This window comes from Kitasatospora sp. YST-16 (assembly GCF_026802215.1).
Classification (GTDB): Bacteria; Actinomycetota; Actinomycetes; order Streptomycetales; family Streptomycetaceae; genus Kitasatospora; species Kitasatospora cineracea.
Map to the genome: position 1 here is coordinate 4,499,757 of NZ_CP113837.1, position 14,558 is coordinate 4,514,314.

The following is a 14,558-nucleotide window of genomic DNA, read 5'->3' on the forward strand; positions in this document are numbered from 1 at the left end:
CCCCGCCGGGCCGGTCACAGCCAGCCGTTGCGGCGGAAGCCCCGGTACATGCCCACGCAGATCAGCGCGATCGCGCCGAGCACGCTCGGGTAGCCGTACGTCCACTTCAGCTCGGGCATGTTGTCGAAGTTCATCCCGTACACGCCGGTGATCATGGTCGGCACGGCGAAGATCGCGGCCCAGGCGGTGATCTTGCGCATGTCCTCGTTCTGGGCGACCGAGACCTGCGCCAGGTTGGCCTGCAGCAGCGAGTTGAGCAGTTCGTCGAAGCCGTGCACCTGCTCGCTGACCCGGGCCAGGTGGTCGGCGACGTCCCGGAAGTACTTCTGCATGTCGAGGTCGACCAGCCGCGCGGTGGGTTCGGACAGTTGCTGCATCGGCCGCAGCAGCGGGGTCACGGCGCGCTTGAACTCCAGCACCTCGCGCTTGAGTTGGTAGACCCGGCCGACGTCCGCGCCGCGGCCGCCCTTGTTGGCGAACACGTCGTACTCGATCTCGTCGACGTCGTTCTGCAGCCGCTCGGCGACCAGCAGGTAGTTGTCCACCACGTGGTCGGCGATGGCGTGCAGCACGGCGGCCGGGCCCTTGGCGAGCAGGCCGGTGCCCTCGGCGTCGGCCTCCAGGCGGTGCCGCAGGGCGCGCAGCGAGGAGTGCGCGCCGTGCCGGACGGTGATCACGAAGTCCTGGCCGGCGAAGACCATCAGCTCGCCGGTCTCGACCACCTCGCTGGTCGGGGTGAGCTGCTCGTGCTCGACGTAGCGGACGGTCTTGAAGACCGCGAACAGCATGCCGTCGTACCGCTCGACCTTCGGGCGCTGGTGCGCGTGCACCGCGTCCTCGACGGCCAGCGGGTGCAGGCCGAAGCGCTGTGCGATGCCCTCGAACTCGGCCTCGGTGGGCTCGTGCAGCCCGATCCAGCTGAACGAGCCGGGCCCCGTCTGGTGCGCCGCCTTCACCTGCCGGGCCGCCTCGCGCGGGCTGCACGTCTCGCCCGTGCGCTTGCCCTGCTGGTAGACGGCGCAGTCCACCACGGCGGACGGGGTGTCGCCGGGCTTCGACTCGAACGCGTCGCCGACCCGGCGGCGGGCTGGACGGACGACGGCGGCGCGCAGGTTGTGCATCATCGACATGGCACGGGCTCCCTAGGGCCGGACCGGCGCGCCCCGGGGCGTACCGGGGGACACGACGGCGGAAAACACCGGTGGACACGCCGGGGCTGAGGAAGTGTCAGAAAGCCGTTCGCTGGGCGGGTTTCATCGGATCGGCCCCGGGGAAGGTGCTCTCTCGGCCGCGCGCGACGCTGCGGGGTGGTCCTGGTCAGCCGCGAGGGCGGCGGGCGAGGGTGGGCCGGAGAGAGCTGCCGGTACTGCATGGTCGACTGCTGTCCATCGTGACCACCTCCTCCACGCCGGGGCCCGCGCTGGGGCCGTGGCGGCCCTGGTTCGCATCCACAAGGCCGACCGCTCACATTAACAGCTCTTCCCGGTGCTGTGCCCGGCATTCGCCGTCCGCCGGGTAAAGCTCGCGCCAAGGTTCGACGCGGCGCGCCCGCGCTAAGGTCGCGGCATGGCGCACGACTTCCCTCACTTCGGCGACTTCTCGCAACCGGGCGGCGACCCGGGCCCGACCCGGCAGACCGTCCTCACCCTGGTCGAGGCCCGGCTGACCGGCACCTTCGGCGAACCCACCGGCCGGGCCGCCGTCACCTTCGTCGGCGCGGACCGGATCGAGGTGCTGCGGTTCGGCCCCGACGCCGACGGCCTGGTCCGGTACGCGACGCTCGGCATGGCGGCCGCCCCGATGGCCGACCCGACCTCCGCGGTCGTCGACCCGGTGCGCGGCCCGCGCGCCGAACTGGTGCTGACCGTCCGCGGCGGCCGCGACGAGGCGCACAAGGCGCTCGCGGTGTTCGCCGCCAGCCCGCAGGTCGAGGGCCTGGTGGTGGCCCCCGGCGGCTCGCTCGACCTGGGCTCCCCGCTGTGGACCGGCGCCCCGTTCACCTCGGTGCTGGCCGCCGAGCCCGGCGGCCTGGTCGAGGACCTCGAACTCCCCGAGCCCGCCGACCCGGTGCGCTTCCTGCCGCTGCTGCCGATGACCCCCAACGAGGCCGCCTTCAAGCGCGTCCAGGGCGCCGAGGCCCTCCAGGAGCGCTGGCTCCAGCACGGCACCGACCTGCGCGACCCCGGTCGCCGCGGCGTCCCGCTGGACTGACCGCCCGCCGGGCGGCGGGGGTCAGCCGGTGACCGGCGCCGCCCCCGTCGCCTGCGCCAGCAGCTCCTCGTACGCGGCCGGGTCGGTGGTGTGCTCGCCCAGCCGGACGGTCTTGCGGCTGCCGTGGTAGTCGCTGGAGCCGGTGGTGAACAGCCCCAACTCGGCCGCCAGGCCGCGCAGTCGGGCCCGCGCCCGGTCGTCGTGGTCGACGTGGTCGACCTCCAGGCCGCCCAGCCCGGCCGCCGCCAGCTCGGCGATCACCGCGTCCGGCACCGTCCGCCCGCGCTTGTCCGCCGCCGGGTGCGCGAACACCGGCACCCCGCCCGCCGCCCGGACCAGCCGCACCGCCACCGCCGGATCGGTCTCGTGCTTGCGGACGTCCGCCCGCCCGCCGTTGGCCAGCCACTCGGGCGTGAACGCGTCCGAGACGCTCGCCACCACGCCCGCCTCCACCAGCGCCGAGGCGATGTGCGGACGGCCCACCGAACCGTCGCCCGCGATCCGCTCCACCTGCTCCCAGCTGATCGGCGCGCCAAGCTCCCGGCAGCGCTCCACGATCGCCCGCCCGCGCCGGAACCGGTCGGTGCGCACCAGCTCCCGCTCGGCCGCGAAGGCCGGCTCCGCCGGGTCGAACAGGTACGCCAGCAGGTGCATGCTGATGCCGTCCACCTGGCAGGACAGCTCCGCGCCCGGCACCAGCACCAGCCCCGTCCCGGCCACCGCGGCCGCCGCCTCCCCGTACCCGGCCACCGTGTCGTGGTCGGTCAGCGCCACCACGTCCAGCCCGGCGGCCACCGCGTTGGCCACCAGTTCGGCGGGGGAGTCGGTGCCGTCCGAGGCATTGCTGTGGGCGTGCAGATCGATGCGCATGCCGCCAAGGATAGGGAGCCGCCGCGTCCGGGGCGCCGGACGGCCCGTCAGGGCGGGCCCGCGGCCGGCGAACTCGACTGCGGGACGGGGGAGTTCAGCCCAGCAGGCGGGGAGTGAGCGCCCCGCAGGGCAGCAGGCCGAGTTCGGCGCCCGCGTCCCGCAGGTCGGTCAGCACCAGTTCGTCGTGCATCAGCAGCGCCGACTGCTCGGGCCAGGCGATCGCCCACAGCCACAGGCCGCGCGCCTCGCCGACGTACACCGCGCGGTCGTCCGGCGCGCCCGGCACGTGGAACATCGGGGTGGGGCGGCCCGCCGCCATCAGTTTGGCGTCGGCCGGCTTGTACAGCGCCACCGAGTCGCCCGGGTCCGGCCCGTCCAGCCCGGCGTAGCGGGCGCCCAGGCCGATGCCCAGCTCCTCGGCCACCAGCACCAGTTCGCCGAACCCGCCGAGCGGGGCCGGACCGGAGCAGGCGACGGCGGTGGCCCGGGCGCCGGACAGGTCGTCCCCCGCGTGCGCGATGCCGGTGAACAGCCAGCCCACCGGCAGCGGCCAGGGCAGCCAGACCGGCACCTGGGAGCGGTTCACCGCGACGTTCAGCGCCTCGATGCTGGGGGGCAGCACCGGCTGCATCGGGTGCACGGCACCGTGCAGGTCGCACTGCCAGGTGTCGGAGAAGAGACCGGGGGCGCGGACCCGACCGGCGCACCTCGGGCAGCTTGGCTCGCCCCTCATAACCGACAACGGTCCTCCCTCCGGACTGCTGCGTCAAGGACGATCACCCGTAAGGAGTGCGTCACGAGTCGCCCCGGCAACGGCCCGGGTCCGGCAGAGGTGATGTCCCGGGCGGAGCACCGTCAAACCCCCGCAGGTCGGGGTGCCCGAACACACTGACGCCCCGTCCTCCCAGGGGTCTCCTGTGGTGACGGGGCGTCAGCCGGGTATCGGAACGTCGGACGACTCGGAGGTCGGTCCGCGTCCGCTCACACGGCCTTGCACGGCCGGATGTACAGGCGTTCGCCGGTCTGTGCGGCGGCCTTCAGGTACTCGGAGACGGTCTCCGCGTCGGCGATCAGCCGGTCGGTCTCCGTTCCCGCGTGATCCAGGCGGAGGATCTCGAAACGCATGGGCCTCTCCCTTCCCGTCCTCGGGCTCCGAGGCGGACTCGGCCGACGGTCGGCCACCGGCAGGTGGCTCGTCGGCGTTGACTGGGTCGGACGTCCGGCAGGTGCAGTCACCCGTCGTTCCCCCCACTCTCAAGCAGGACTAGTTCAGCGGCACTTTCCCTAGCGGCACTGGAGGGGGGCTGTAGTGCCCCGTTGACCCACCGTGCCGCGACGCTGCTACCCGGCGGTTGCCCGCGGGTAAATCCGTGGTTTCGGCAGCCGGAGGAGGGTGCGGCCGCCGGAGGGTGTTGATCCCGGACGAAATCAAATATTACCCGAGCTAACGATTCTTGTCGCGTGAAAACCGGGGCCGACTTCTGAATGGACGTCAGGAGACCCGCCCGTGGCCCGGATCCGGCCGGAAACTCCCGCCGGCCCCGGCCGGGCCGCTCAGGCGGACCAGAACGCGGCCAGCGCCGCCGCCGTCTCGGCCGGCCGCTCCGCGTTCGGGGAGTGGCCCGCACCGGCCACCGTCCGCCGCACCGCGCCCAGCCGCTCCGCCATCAGTGACTGCTCCGGGACCGGCCAGGCGTAGTCCCGCTCGCCGGACAGCACCAGCTTCGGCAGGCCGACCGCCGCCAGCTCGTCCACCCGGTCCGGCGCCGACACCAGGTGCGCGGCCATCGCCTTCAGCGCCAGCGGGTGGTTCGCCAGCCAGCGGCGGTGCAGGAAGTCCGCGACCTCCGGGTCCAGCGGCGGCACCCGCTCGCCCTCCATCTGCCGCATCACCTGCCAGATCGACTCCAGGTCCATCGAGTCCAGCGCCTCCAGCAGCAGCGCCGTCCGGGCCGCCTCCGCCGGGTCGATCGCCCCCGGGCCGGTCGACATCAGCGTCAACGACTCCCACGGCAGGTCGTCCGGGTCCGCGAGGACCGCCTCGCGCGCCACCTGCCCCCCGAACGAGTGCCCCAGCAGGTGCACCGGCCCGGACGCCCCCAGCCCGGCCGTCACCGCCCGCACGTCCGCCCCCAGCGCCGCCACCGCGTACGCGGCCGGGTCGTCCGGGCCGTCGGACTCGTACTGGCCGCGCTGGTCCACCGCGACAGTCCGGAAACCGGCCTCCGCGAGCGGCTCCAGCAGCGCGATGAAGTCCTCCTTGCTGCCGGTGAACCCCGGCACCAGCACCGCCGTCCCCCGCACCGCCCCCGCGGGCTCCCCGCACAGCGCGGCCAGCCCCGCCACCCGGACCGTCCGCACGCACGACGGCAACTTCAAGAACGGCGGCGTACTCATCCGCTGCGGCCCCTCGTCTCTCCAGGTCGACCCGACACCGGCGCTCAGCCTACGGCCGCGGCACGGGCACCGGCGCCGACGCGCGAAGCGGGCCGCCCGGAGAGCCGCCCGAACGCCGCAGGGGAGGGACGACGCGTGCGGTCGTCCCTCCCCTGCGGGGCGGTGCGGGTTACTTCTCGACGGCCTTGCGGGTCCGGCGCGGGGCCGGGATCTCCTCGGCCGTGGCGGCCGTGGCCTTCTTGACGGCCCGCTTGCGCGGCGCCGGGGCGGTCGCCTCCTCGACGGCCGGGGCCTCGGCGGCAGCGGCAGCCTTCTTGGTGACCCGCTTGCGCGGCGCCGGAGCGGTGGCGGCCTCCTCGACGGCGGGCGCCTCGGCGGCGACGGCCTTCTTGGTGGCCCGCTTGCGCGGAGCCGGGGCCTCCTCGGCCGTGGCGGCCGTGGCCTTCTTGACGGCCCGCTTGCGCGGCGCCGGGGCGGTCGCCTCCTCGACGGCCGGGGCCTCGGCGGCAGCGGCAGCCTTCTTGGTGACCCGCTTACGGGGGGCCGGGGCCTCCTCGGCAGCGGGCGCCTCGACGGCGACGGCGGCGGCCTTCTTGGTGGCCCGCTTGCGCGGTGCCGGGGCGGCAGCGGTCTCCTCGACGGCGGCGGGGGTCTCGACGGCGGCGGCCGGGGTCTCGACGGTGGTGGCGGCCTTCCTGACGACCCGCCGACGCGGTGCCGGGGTGGCAGCGGTCTCCTCGACGGTGGCCGGGGCTTCGACGGCGGCGGCCGGGGTCTCGACGGTGGTGGCGGCCTTCCTGACGACCCGCCGACGCGGTGCCGGGGTGGCAGCGGTCTCCTCGACGGTGGCCGGGGCTTCGACGGCGGCGGCCGGGGTCTCGACGGTGGTGGCGGCCTTCCTGACGACCCGCCGACGCGGTGCCGGGGTGGCAGCGGTCTCCTCGACGGTGGCCGGGGCTTCGACGGCGGCGGCCGGAGCCTCGACGACGGCCGGAGCCTTGGCAGCGACCGGGGCCTCCACGACAGCCGGGGCCTCGGCGGCGACGGCGGCAGCCTTCTTGGTGGTCCGCTTGCGCGGCGCCGGCGCGGCCGGGGCCTCCTCGACCGGGGCCACCAGGGACAGCACCGGCTTGCGGACGGCCCGTCGCTGCGGCGTCCGGGAGCGGATCACCGGCTCGGCGGCGTCCACCACCGGCTCCGCGACGGCCGCCACGGGGGCAGCAGCCTCGGCCATCGGCTCGGTCACCGGCTCGGCGACCGTCTCCACGGCCGGGGCGGCCGCCTTGCGGGTGCGCTTGCGCGGGGTGCGGGCGGGGGCCTCGGCGGTCGGAGCCTCGGTGACCGGGGCCTCCACCACGGCCGCGGCGGCCTCGACCGTCTCCACGGCCTCCACCGCGGCGGCGGCGCCGCCCCGGCGGTTGCGGTTGCGGCGGCGCGAGCTGCGGCCCTCCACCGGGGCGGCCGCGGGGCCGGTACCGGTGGCGGCGGGCTGCTGCTCGACGGCCGGGGTCCGGGTCTCGGGGGCGACGGTGCCCGCCGTGCCGACCGCGCTGCTGCCGCCACGGGTGCGGCGGCGCTCGCGGGAGCGGCGGGACGGACGCTCGGCGGGAGCCGGGGTCTCGGGGGCGACGCCCCGTCCACCGCGGCTGTCCCGACCGTCCCGGCTGTCCCGACCGTCCCGGCCGCCGCGCCCGCGCTGGCCGCGGCCGCCGGTCTCGCCGAGGTCCTCGACCTCTTCGGCGGCCAGGCCGGCCCGGGTGCGCTCGGAGCGGGGCAGGACGCCCTTGGTGCCGGGGGCGATCCGCAGCAGCTCGTAGAGGTGCGGCGAGCTGGAGTAGGTCTCCTCCGGGTCGTTGAACGGCAGGTCCAGCGCCTTGTTGATGAGCTGCCAGCGCGGGATGTCGTCCCAGTCGACCAGGGTGACGGCGGTGCCCGAGGCGCCGGCCCGGCCGGTGCGGCCGATCCGGTGCAGGTAGGTCTTCTCGTCGTCGGTGCACTGGTAGTTGATGACGTGCGTGACGCCCTCGACGTCGATGCCGCGGGCGGCGACGTCGGTGCAGACCAGGACGTCGACCTTGCCGTTGCGGAAGGCGCGCAGCGCCTGCTCGCGGGCGCCCTGGCCGAGGTCGCCGTGCACCGCGCCGGCCGCGAAGCCGCGCTTGGTGAGCTGTTCGGCGACGTCGGCGGTGGTGCGCTTGGTGCGGCAGAAGATCATCGCCAGGCCGCGGCCCTCGGCCTGCAGGATCCGGGAGACCATCTCGACCTTGTCGAGCGAGTGCGCACGGAAGATGTGCTGCTCGATGTTGGCGACGGTGGTGCCGGTGTCGTCCGGGGCGGCGGCGCGGATGTGGGTGGGCTGGCTCATGTACCGGCGGGCCAGCGAGATGACCTGGCCGGGCATGGTGGCGGAGAAGAGCAGGGTCTGCCGCTTGGCGGGCAGCATGGTGATGATCTTCTCGACGTCCGGCAGGAAGCCCAGGTCGAGCATCTCGTCGGCCTCGTCCAGGACCAGCGCGCGGACCTTGGACAGGTCGAGCTTGCGCTGCCCGGCCAGGTCGAGCAGGCGGCCGGGGGTGCCGACCACGATGTCGACGCCCTTCTTCAGGGCCTCGACCTGCGGCTCGTACGCGCGGCCGCCGTAGACGGCCAGCACCCGCACGTTGCGGACCTTGCCGGCGGTCTGCAGGTCGTTGGTGACCTGGGTGCACAGCTCGCGGGTGGGGACGACGATCAGTGCCTGCGGGCTCTCGGAGAGCTGCTCGGCGGTGGCCCGGCCGGCGGCGACGTCGGCCTGGACCACGACCCGCTCGATCAGCGGGAGGCCGAAGCCGAGGGTCTTGCCGGTGCCGGTCTTGGCCTGGCCGATGACGTCGTGGCCGGTCAGTGCGACCGGCAGGGTCATCTCCTGGATCGGGAACGGGTGGACGATGCCGACGGCCTCCAGGGCCTCGGCGGTCTCCGCGAGGATCCCGAGTTCGCGGAAGGTCGTCTTGAGGGGTTCGGCGGTGGTGGACAGGGTGCTGCCTCTTCCGTGTGGAGGGGCCGAGTGAACGCGTCCTGCCGTGCCCGGGCAGCCCCGTGGGGGGCGTGTCGGGCGGGCGGCGCGGGGGAGGGCGTCCCGTTGACGGGTCGTGCGGCGCGCTGTCGGCGCGGTCCGCGGCGGCCCTCGCTCGGCCTGATGCGGTGCCTGGGCCCGAGGCTCGGGCCAGGTCGGAGCCGATCGGGTCTCCGACCGGGCATCCGCGTACGTGAGCGCCGGGTGCCGCACCGGGCGGCCGAACGCCGCCGGGCACGACTGCGCGGCCTGCCGTTGGAAGGACGGGCCGCGCGGGTTCACACCTGGCCTCACTACCTACCATACAGTCAAGCGACGACTCGAACACGTGACGGCGGCTACTCCGACCGGCCGCGCCCGGGTGGCGGGGCGCCCGGAGGGCGGATCCGGCGGGCGGACGGGAGCTCGGACCGGCCGGCGGACGGAGGTCGGCGCCGCGTGCCGACGGCTCTCGCCCGCTCCTTCTCCCGTCCTCCGTTCGCCGGTCGGTCTAAGGTCGTCGGCATGGAGACTCAGGAACCCACCGACGGCCGCACCGACTCGATCGGGCCCTGGACGGCCCGGGCCGCCGACCCGCAGTACCGGGCGGCCGTGCTGGACCTGCTCGGCGCCCTCGCGTACGGCGAACTGAGCGCCTTCGAGCGGCTGGCCGAGGACGCCAAGTTCGCGCCCGGCCTCACGGAGAAGGCCGCGCTGGCCCGGATGGCCTCCGCCGAGTACCAGCACTTCCAGCTGCTGCACGACCGGCTGGTCGAGGTCGGCGCCGACCCGGTCGCGGTGATGGAGCCGTTCGTCGAGCCGCTGGAGAACTTCCACCGGATGACCGCCCCGGCCGACTGGCTGGAGGGCCTGGTCAAGGCGTACGTCGGCGACGCGATCGCCACCGACTTCTACCGCGAGGTGGCCGTCCGGCTCGACGACGACACCCGGGACCTGGTGCTGCGGGTGATGTCCGACACCGGGCACGCCGAGTTCGCGGTCGAACGGGTGCGGCAGGCGATCGCCGAGGACCCGCGGGTCGGCGGGCGGCTGGCGCTGTGGGGGCGGCGGCTGATGGGCGAGGCGCTCAGCCAGGCGCAGCGGGTGGTCGCCGAGCGCGACGCGCTGTCCAACCTGCTGGTCGGCGGGGCCGAGGTGCAGGGCTTCGACCTGGTCGAGGTCGGCAAGATGTTCAACCGGATCACCGAGACCCACACCAAGCGGATGGCGGCGCTGGGCCTGGCCTCCTGAGGCCGCCGGCGCCCCGGCCGGGCCGCGCCGGCCCGGCCGCTCAGCCGTGCCGGTGCCGCCCGCGCGGCAGCAGGTCGGGCCGGGCGGCACCGTCACCAGCAGGACCGCCGCCACCACGGAGACCGCCAGCTGCACCGGCGGCAGCTGCCCGTCCAGCACGTAGCGGCTGATCCGGCCCGCCAGCACCGCCGCCACCAGGGCGGTGCCCACCGGCAGCGACCGCGGGCCGGGGAACAGCTCCGGCCGGGCCAGCAGGGCGCCGAACCCGACGGCCAGCCCGATCAGCACGAACGCGGTCGTCTCCCACACGGCTGCCTCCCGGGGCGTGCGCTGCTGCGACAGCAGTCCGCCTACCCGCCCGGGCCCGCCGGTACGCACAGCGCGGCGCCCCGCCCCCCGGGCGGGGGACGGGGCGCCGCGGCACGGGCTCAGAGCGTGCCGAAACCGACCTTGCGGACGGACGGCTCGCCGATCTCGACGTACGCCAGCCGCTCGGCCGGCACCAGCACCCGGCGGCCGTGCTCGTCGACCAGGGTGAACAGCTTCGAGGTGCCGTCCAGGGCCTTGGCGACCGCGTCCGCGACCTCTTCGGCAGATTGCGCGCTCTCCAGGACGATCTCCCGGTTCGCGTTCTGCACGCCGATCTTGACCTCCACGGCTTCCGTCCCTCCGGTAGCTGGCCGCGCGCGCCCCGACCGCGGTTCGCGGTGGGCGCGCCGTACGGGCATCACCTTAAGGCAGCGACCGGGCCGGGAGGCGAAGGTCGGGGTCCGGTCCGCTCAGGGCCGAATCCGCCGGTCAGTCGGCCTGCTCGGCCGAGCCCTCCTGGGCCGGGTGCATCGGGAAGCCCTTCAGGCCGCGCCAGGCCAGGCTGGCGACCAGCCGGACGGCCTCGTCGCGCGGGATCTCGCCGTCCTGGGTGAGCCAGTACCGGGCGGTGATCTGGGCCAGGCCGCAGACGCCGACCGCGAGCAGCTTCGCCTCGGCCTCGGGCAGGTCGGTGTCCTCGGCGATCACCTTGGAGACCAGGGTGGCGCTCAGGTCGGTGGCCCGGTCGACCCGCTCGCGCACCGCCGGGTCGTTGGTCAGGTCCGATTCGAAGACCAGCCGGAACGCGCCGGACTCGCTGGAGACGTAGTGGAAGTACGCCTCCATGGTGGCGGCGACCCGCTGCTTGTTGTCGTTGGTCGCCTCCAGCGCGGCCCGGGTGCCGTCGACCAGGGCGTCGCAGTGCTTGTCGAGCAGCGCGAGGTAGAGCTCGAGCTTGCCCGGGAAGTGCTGGTACAGCACCGGCTTGCTGACCCCGGCGCGCTCGGCGATGTCGTCCATCGCCGCGGCGTGGTAGCCCTGGGCGACGAACACCTCCTGGGCGGCTCCGAGCAGTTGCTCACGGCGGGCGCTTCGCGGCAGGCGGGCGCCGCGCGGACGCTCCTGCGCCTCTTGCATGGCCGTCACGGCGCTCCTCACTTCACGATCTGCGGTGGACTGGCACGGTGATTGATTCTACTTTTCGGTAACCCGTGCGTGCGCGGGTGAAGCCGAGTAAAGCGCACAACCGCCCTTGTCGGGACCCCACAATACGACCCGGGCCTCCCCTGTCCACAGGTCGAGACGGGCCCGTGACAGCACCACCACGGCCCCGTGACCAGGCCCGGCGGCCCGGCCCCCTCACTACCATCGTGCTCCATGAGCGCCCAGTACCCCCTCGCCGCCCTGGAGCCGCACCGCACCGTCGAGGTGCCCGGAGCGGCGCTGGCCGTCAGCCGCCACCGCGAACCCCGGGCCGACCTGCCGCCCGCGCTGTTCGTGCACGGGCTCGGCGGCTCCGCCGACAACTGGCTGGAACTCCTCGACCAGCTCGCGGACGACGTCGACGGCGAGGCCGTGGACCTGCCCGGCTTCGGCCACTCCGCCCCGCCGCTGGACGGCAACCTGTCGCTCTCCGGGCACGTGAGGGCCGTCATCGGGTACCTGGAGGAGACCGACCGGGGGCCGGTGCACCTGTTCGGCAACTCGCTCGGCGGCGCCGTCGCCGTCCGGCTCGCGGCGCTCCGGCCCGACCTGGTGCGCAGCCTCACCCTGATCTCCCCGGCGCTGCCCGAACTGCCCCCGCAGCGCACCGCCTGGCCCACCGGGCTGCTGGCGGTGCCCGGGGTGGCCGAGCTGGTCCGCCGCCGCGGCCACGGGGCCGACCCGGAGAGCGCCACCGCCGACCTGCTGCGGCTGGTCTACGCCGACCCGACCGGCATCCCCGCCCACCGCCGGGCCCGCGCGGTCGACGAGTACCGCCGCCGCACCGCGCTCCCGTACGCGCTGGGCGTGCTGGCCGCCTCCGCGCGCGGGATCGTCAGCGCGTACACCGAGCGCGGCGAGCAGTCGCTGTGGCGGCAGGCCGAGCAGGTGCCGGTGCCGGTGCTGCTGGTCTACGGGCTCAAGGACAAGCTGGTCTCCTACCGCTCCGCCCGGCGGGCCTGCGCCGCGTTCCGGGACGCCCGGCTGCTGGTGCTGCCCGACTCCGGGCACGTGGCGATGCTGGAGCACCCCGAGCCGGTGGCCCGCGCGGTGCGGGAGCTGCTCGCGGAGGTCGACGGGCGGGGCTGAGCGGCGGGCCCGGGAACGGGCCCGACCGGGCGCACGCGGGGCGCACGGGGCGCGAAGGCGGAAAACGGAACGGGGACGCGCGAGGTCACGGGCGTTCACTCGATGGTGTGGCAAGCCGGGCCGGGCCCCTAGGGGGCTCGGCCCGGCGCTCTACCTTCGTGTTGTCGGACCGAACAGGTGTGGGGGGCGAGACGGCGAGGGCGGCGGCCGCGGGGAGCGGGCGCCGGCCGGACGGCCGTCGAGCACGGACGCACTCCCCTGTGTCGTAGGGCCGTGAACCCAGTCGAAACGCTCTGTCCTGGAGGCGTCGTGCGCATCGCTCTGCTCACCGAGGGCACCCTCACCACCGCGCAGCGTGGCGAAGGGGGCTGGTGCGGCCGCCTGGTCGACGGCCTGCCCGAGCACGAGTTCCGGCTCTACCGGCTGCTGCCCGCCGACCGCCCGGCCCCGCCCAGCGGCGTCCGCGGCCTGCACGGCGTCCACGAACTGCCCATGTGGGGCCGCCGCCCCGGCGGGCGCGGGCCGACCGCGCTGCGCCGCCGGGCCTACCTCAAGGCGTACGAGGAACTGGTCCGCGCCCTGGTGACGCCCGGCGAGCGGGCCGGGTTCGGGCCCGCGCTGTACCGGCTGGCCGCGCTCGGGCGGGAGGACGAGGCGCTGCCCGCGTTCCTCGCCTCCGGCCACGCGCACCGCGCGCTGGAGCGGATCTGGCGGATGCCCGGCGCCGACACCGCGGGCGGCCAGCCGCTGGTCTGCGACGTGCTGGTCGCCGCCGACCTGCTGGAGCAGTGCCTGCGGCCGCTCTCCGCGCCCTGGTACGGCACCGGCCCGGCCGGGCTCGGCGGCGCCGACCTGTGCCACGTGGTCGGCGGCGGCCCGGCCGCGCTGCCCGCGCTGGCCGCCCGCGAACTGCACGGCGTGCCGTTCGTGGTCACCGAGCACGGCCTGCACCTGCGCGAGCAGTACCGCGGCTACCGCAGCGCCCCCTACCGCTGGCCGGTGCGCGCGCTGCTGCTGTCCTTCTTCCGGCAGCTCACCGAGGAGACCTACCGGCGGGCCGCGGTGCTCACCCCCGGCAGCGACTACGACCGGCAGTGGCAGCAGCGCTGCGGCGGCGACCCGGCCCGCACCCGGATCGTCCACGAGGGCACCACCGCCACCGGACGGCCCGCCGCCGGACCGGAGCCCGCCGCGCCCACCCTGGTCTGGGCCGGCGCGCTGGAGCCCGGCCGCGACCCCGAGCTGATGCTGCACGCCTTCGCCCGGGTCCGGGCCGAACTGCCCGCCGCCCGGCTGCGGATGTACGGCGAGGAGGGCGCGCCCGGCTACCTCGCGCACTGCACCGCGATCGCCGAACGGCTCGGCGTCGCGGAGGCCGTCGAGTTCGCCGGGCGGCCCGCCTCCACCGCCGCGGCCTGGGCGGCCGGCAGCGCCGTGGTGTTCAGCGCGCTCGCCCAGCGCAGCCCCCGGCCGCTCGCCGACGCGATGCTCAGCGGCCGGGCGGTGGTCGCCACCGAGGTCGGCGTCGCCCGCGAGGTGCTCGGCCCCACCGGGCTGCTGGTGCCGCCGCGCAGCCCGCGCGCCCTGGCCGCGGCCTGCCTGGCCCTGCTCACCGACCACGAGCGGCGCTCCCGGCTCGGCCTGGCCGGCCGGCTGCGGGCGCAGGAACGCTTCGCCGTGGAACCCGTGGTCGGCGCCTTCCGCGAGATCTACCTCGACCTGGTCTCCCGCTACCCCGCCTTCCCGGCCCGCCCCGGCGCGCCGGTCCGGCCGTTCGCCCGCCCCGCCGAGTACTGGGTGGCCGGGACGGCCGGCGCGGCCGGCGGGGAGACCCCGGTGCCGGTCGCCGAGACCCCGGCCGAGCGGACCGGGCAGACCAGGCAGACCGGGCAGACCGGGCGGCCCGAACGGACCGTGCGGGCCGCCGCCGGGCCGGCCCTCGCGGAGGCGCTGTGACCGGCACGCCCGCCGACCCCGTCCGCGAACTCCTGGACGCCAACCGGGACTTGTGCGAGCAGGCGGTCGACCCGCTGGAGATCGCCGCCGCCCTGGAGGACTCCGGCCTGGCCACCGACGGCGCCGCCCGCTACCGGCACGCCGACGTCTTCGGCCTCGCCGAGGAGCTGTACGCCCGGGTCCCGCGCCGCCCGCCGGTCCGCGAACCGCTGCCGCCCGCCGAACCGCTGCGCGCCCT

General features: G+C 75.5%; 12 protein-coding genes. 4 read left to right on the forward strand and 8 right to left on the reverse strand.

The features are described from left to right. Positions 1 to 14 precede the first annotated feature (14 nt). Positions 15 to 1,130, reverse strand: coding sequence for a magnesium/cobalt transporter CorA (gene corA, locus OU787_RS20730; protein ID WP_030459946.1), 1,116 nt, complete (start codon positions 1,128 to 1,130; stop codon positions 15 to 17). A gap of 436 nt (positions 1,131 to 1,566) precedes the next feature. Here corA and OU787_RS20735 point away from each other — a divergent pair, with 436 nt between their 5' ends. Beyond that, positions 1,567 to 2,211, forward strand: a complete 645-nt coding sequence (locus tag OU787_RS20735; protein WP_232794943.1) for a suppressor of fused domain protein — start codon at positions 1,567 to 1,569, stop codon at positions 2,209 to 2,211. Positions 2,212 to 2,232: 21 nt separating this feature from the next. Here OU787_RS20735 and OU787_RS20740 read toward each other — a convergent pair whose 3' ends face one another. The 5 genes from OU787_RS20740 to OU787_RS20760 all read right to left on the reverse strand — a co-directional run bounded on the left by OU787_RS20740 (position 2,233) and on the right by OU787_RS20760 (position 8,380). Continuing rightward, entirely contained in the window at positions 2,233 to 3,081 is an 849-nt protein-coding gene (locus tag OU787_RS20740; RefSeq protein WP_268660250.1) for a PHP domain-containing protein, read from the reverse strand. A gap of 94 nt (positions 3,082 to 3,175) precedes the next feature. Then, complete coding sequence (locus OU787_RS20745; RefSeq protein WP_014137947.1) at positions 3,176 to 3,814, reverse strand: DUF6758 family protein; 639 nt, start codon at positions 3,812 to 3,814, stop codon at positions 3,176 to 3,178. A gap of 248 nt (positions 3,815 to 4,062) precedes the next feature. After that, positions 4,063 to 4,206 (reverse strand): hypothetical protein, encoded by a 144-nt coding sequence (locus OU787_RS20750; RefSeq protein ID WP_162869915.1) that lies wholly within the window; start codon positions 4,204 to 4,206, stop codon positions 4,063 to 4,065. A gap of 429 nt (positions 4,207 to 4,635) precedes the next feature. Further along, positions 4,636 to 5,478, reverse strand: coding sequence for an alpha/beta fold hydrolase (locus tag OU787_RS20755; protein WP_030459949.1), 843 nt, complete (start codon positions 5,476 to 5,478; stop codon positions 4,636 to 4,638). 169 nt (positions 5,479 to 5,647) lie between these two features. Further along, a complete protein-coding gene (locus OU787_RS20760; RefSeq protein ID WP_268660251.1) occupies positions 5,648 to 8,380 on the reverse strand; it encodes a DEAD/DEAH box helicase in 2,733 nt (910 codons plus the stop codon). A gap of 657 nt (positions 8,381 to 9,037) precedes the next feature. Between OU787_RS20760 and OU787_RS20765 the strand changes: the two genes are divergently transcribed. After that, positions 9,038 to 9,763: a ferritin-like fold-containing protein gene (locus OU787_RS20765; RefSeq protein WP_030459951.1), complete on the forward strand. Its 726-nt coding sequence runs from the start codon at positions 9,038 to 9,040 to the stop codon at positions 9,761 to 9,763. Between the two features lie 428 nt (positions 9,764 to 10,191). On the opposite strand, the gene OU787_RS20770 is transcribed toward OU787_RS20765, so the two are convergent. Further along, complete coding sequence (locus OU787_RS20770; protein ID WP_030459953.1) at positions 10,192 to 10,419, reverse strand: DUF3107 domain-containing protein; 228 nt, start codon at positions 10,417 to 10,419, stop codon at positions 10,192 to 10,194. Between the two features lie 142 nt (positions 10,420 to 10,561). Continuing rightward, entirely contained in the window at positions 10,562 to 11,209 is a 648-nt protein-coding gene (locus tag OU787_RS20775) for a TetR/AcrR family transcriptional regulator (protein ID WP_035955088.1), read from the reverse strand. A gap of 240 nt (positions 11,210 to 11,449) precedes the next feature. Between OU787_RS20775 and OU787_RS20780 the strand changes: the two genes are divergently transcribed. Next, positions 11,450 to 12,364, forward strand: coding sequence for an alpha/beta fold hydrolase (locus OU787_RS20780; RefSeq protein WP_030459955.1), 915 nt, complete (start codon positions 11,450 to 11,452; stop codon positions 12,362 to 12,364). A gap of 309 nt (positions 12,365 to 12,673) precedes the next feature. Next, on the forward strand, positions 12,674 to 14,320 hold the full coding sequence (locus tag OU787_RS20785) for a DUF3492 domain-containing protein (RefSeq protein WP_051816897.1): 1,647 nt from the start codon (positions 12,674 to 12,676) through the stop codon (positions 14,318 to 14,320). Positions 14,321 to 14,558 lie beyond the last annotated feature (238 nt).

Excerpts from the sequence above, each read along its gene's own strand:
- corA (WP_030459946.1), bottom strand. The coding sequence starts at position 1,130 with ATGTCGATGATGCACAACCTGCGCGCCGCCGTCGTCCGTCCAGCCCGC.
- OU787_RS20735 (WP_232794943.1), top strand. The coding sequence starts at position 1,567 with ATGGCGCACGACTTCCCTCACTTCGGCGACTTCTCGCAACCGGGCGGC.
- OU787_RS20740 (WP_268660250.1), bottom strand. The coding sequence starts at position 3,081 with ATGCGCATCGATCTGCACGCCCACAGCAATGCCTCGGACGGCACCGAC.
- OU787_RS20745 (WP_014137947.1), bottom strand. The coding sequence starts at position 3,814 with ATGAGGGGCGAGCCAAGCTGCCCGAGGTGCGCCGGTCGGGTCCGCGCC.
- OU787_RS20750 (WP_162869915.1), bottom strand. The coding sequence starts at position 4,206 with ATGCGTTTCGAGATCCTCCGCCTGGATCACGCGGGAACGGAGACCGAC.
- OU787_RS20755 (WP_030459949.1), bottom strand. The coding sequence starts at position 5,478 with ATGAGTACGCCGCCGTTCTTGAAGTTGCCGTCGTGCGTGCGGACGGTC.
- OU787_RS20760 (WP_268660251.1), bottom strand. The coding sequence starts at position 8,380 with ATGACCCTGCCGGTCGCACTGACCGGCCACGACGTCATCGGCCAGGCC.
- OU787_RS20765 (WP_030459951.1), top strand. The coding sequence starts at position 9,038 with ATGGAGACTCAGGAACCCACCGACGGCCGCACCGACTCGATCGGGCCC.
- OU787_RS20775 (WP_035955088.1), bottom strand. The coding sequence starts at position 11,209 with ATGCAAGAGGCGCAGGAGCGTCCGCGCGGCGCCCGCCTGCCGCGAAGC.
- OU787_RS20780 (WP_030459955.1), top strand. The coding sequence starts at position 11,450 with ATGAGCGCCCAGTACCCCCTCGCCGCCCTGGAGCCGCACCGCACCGTC.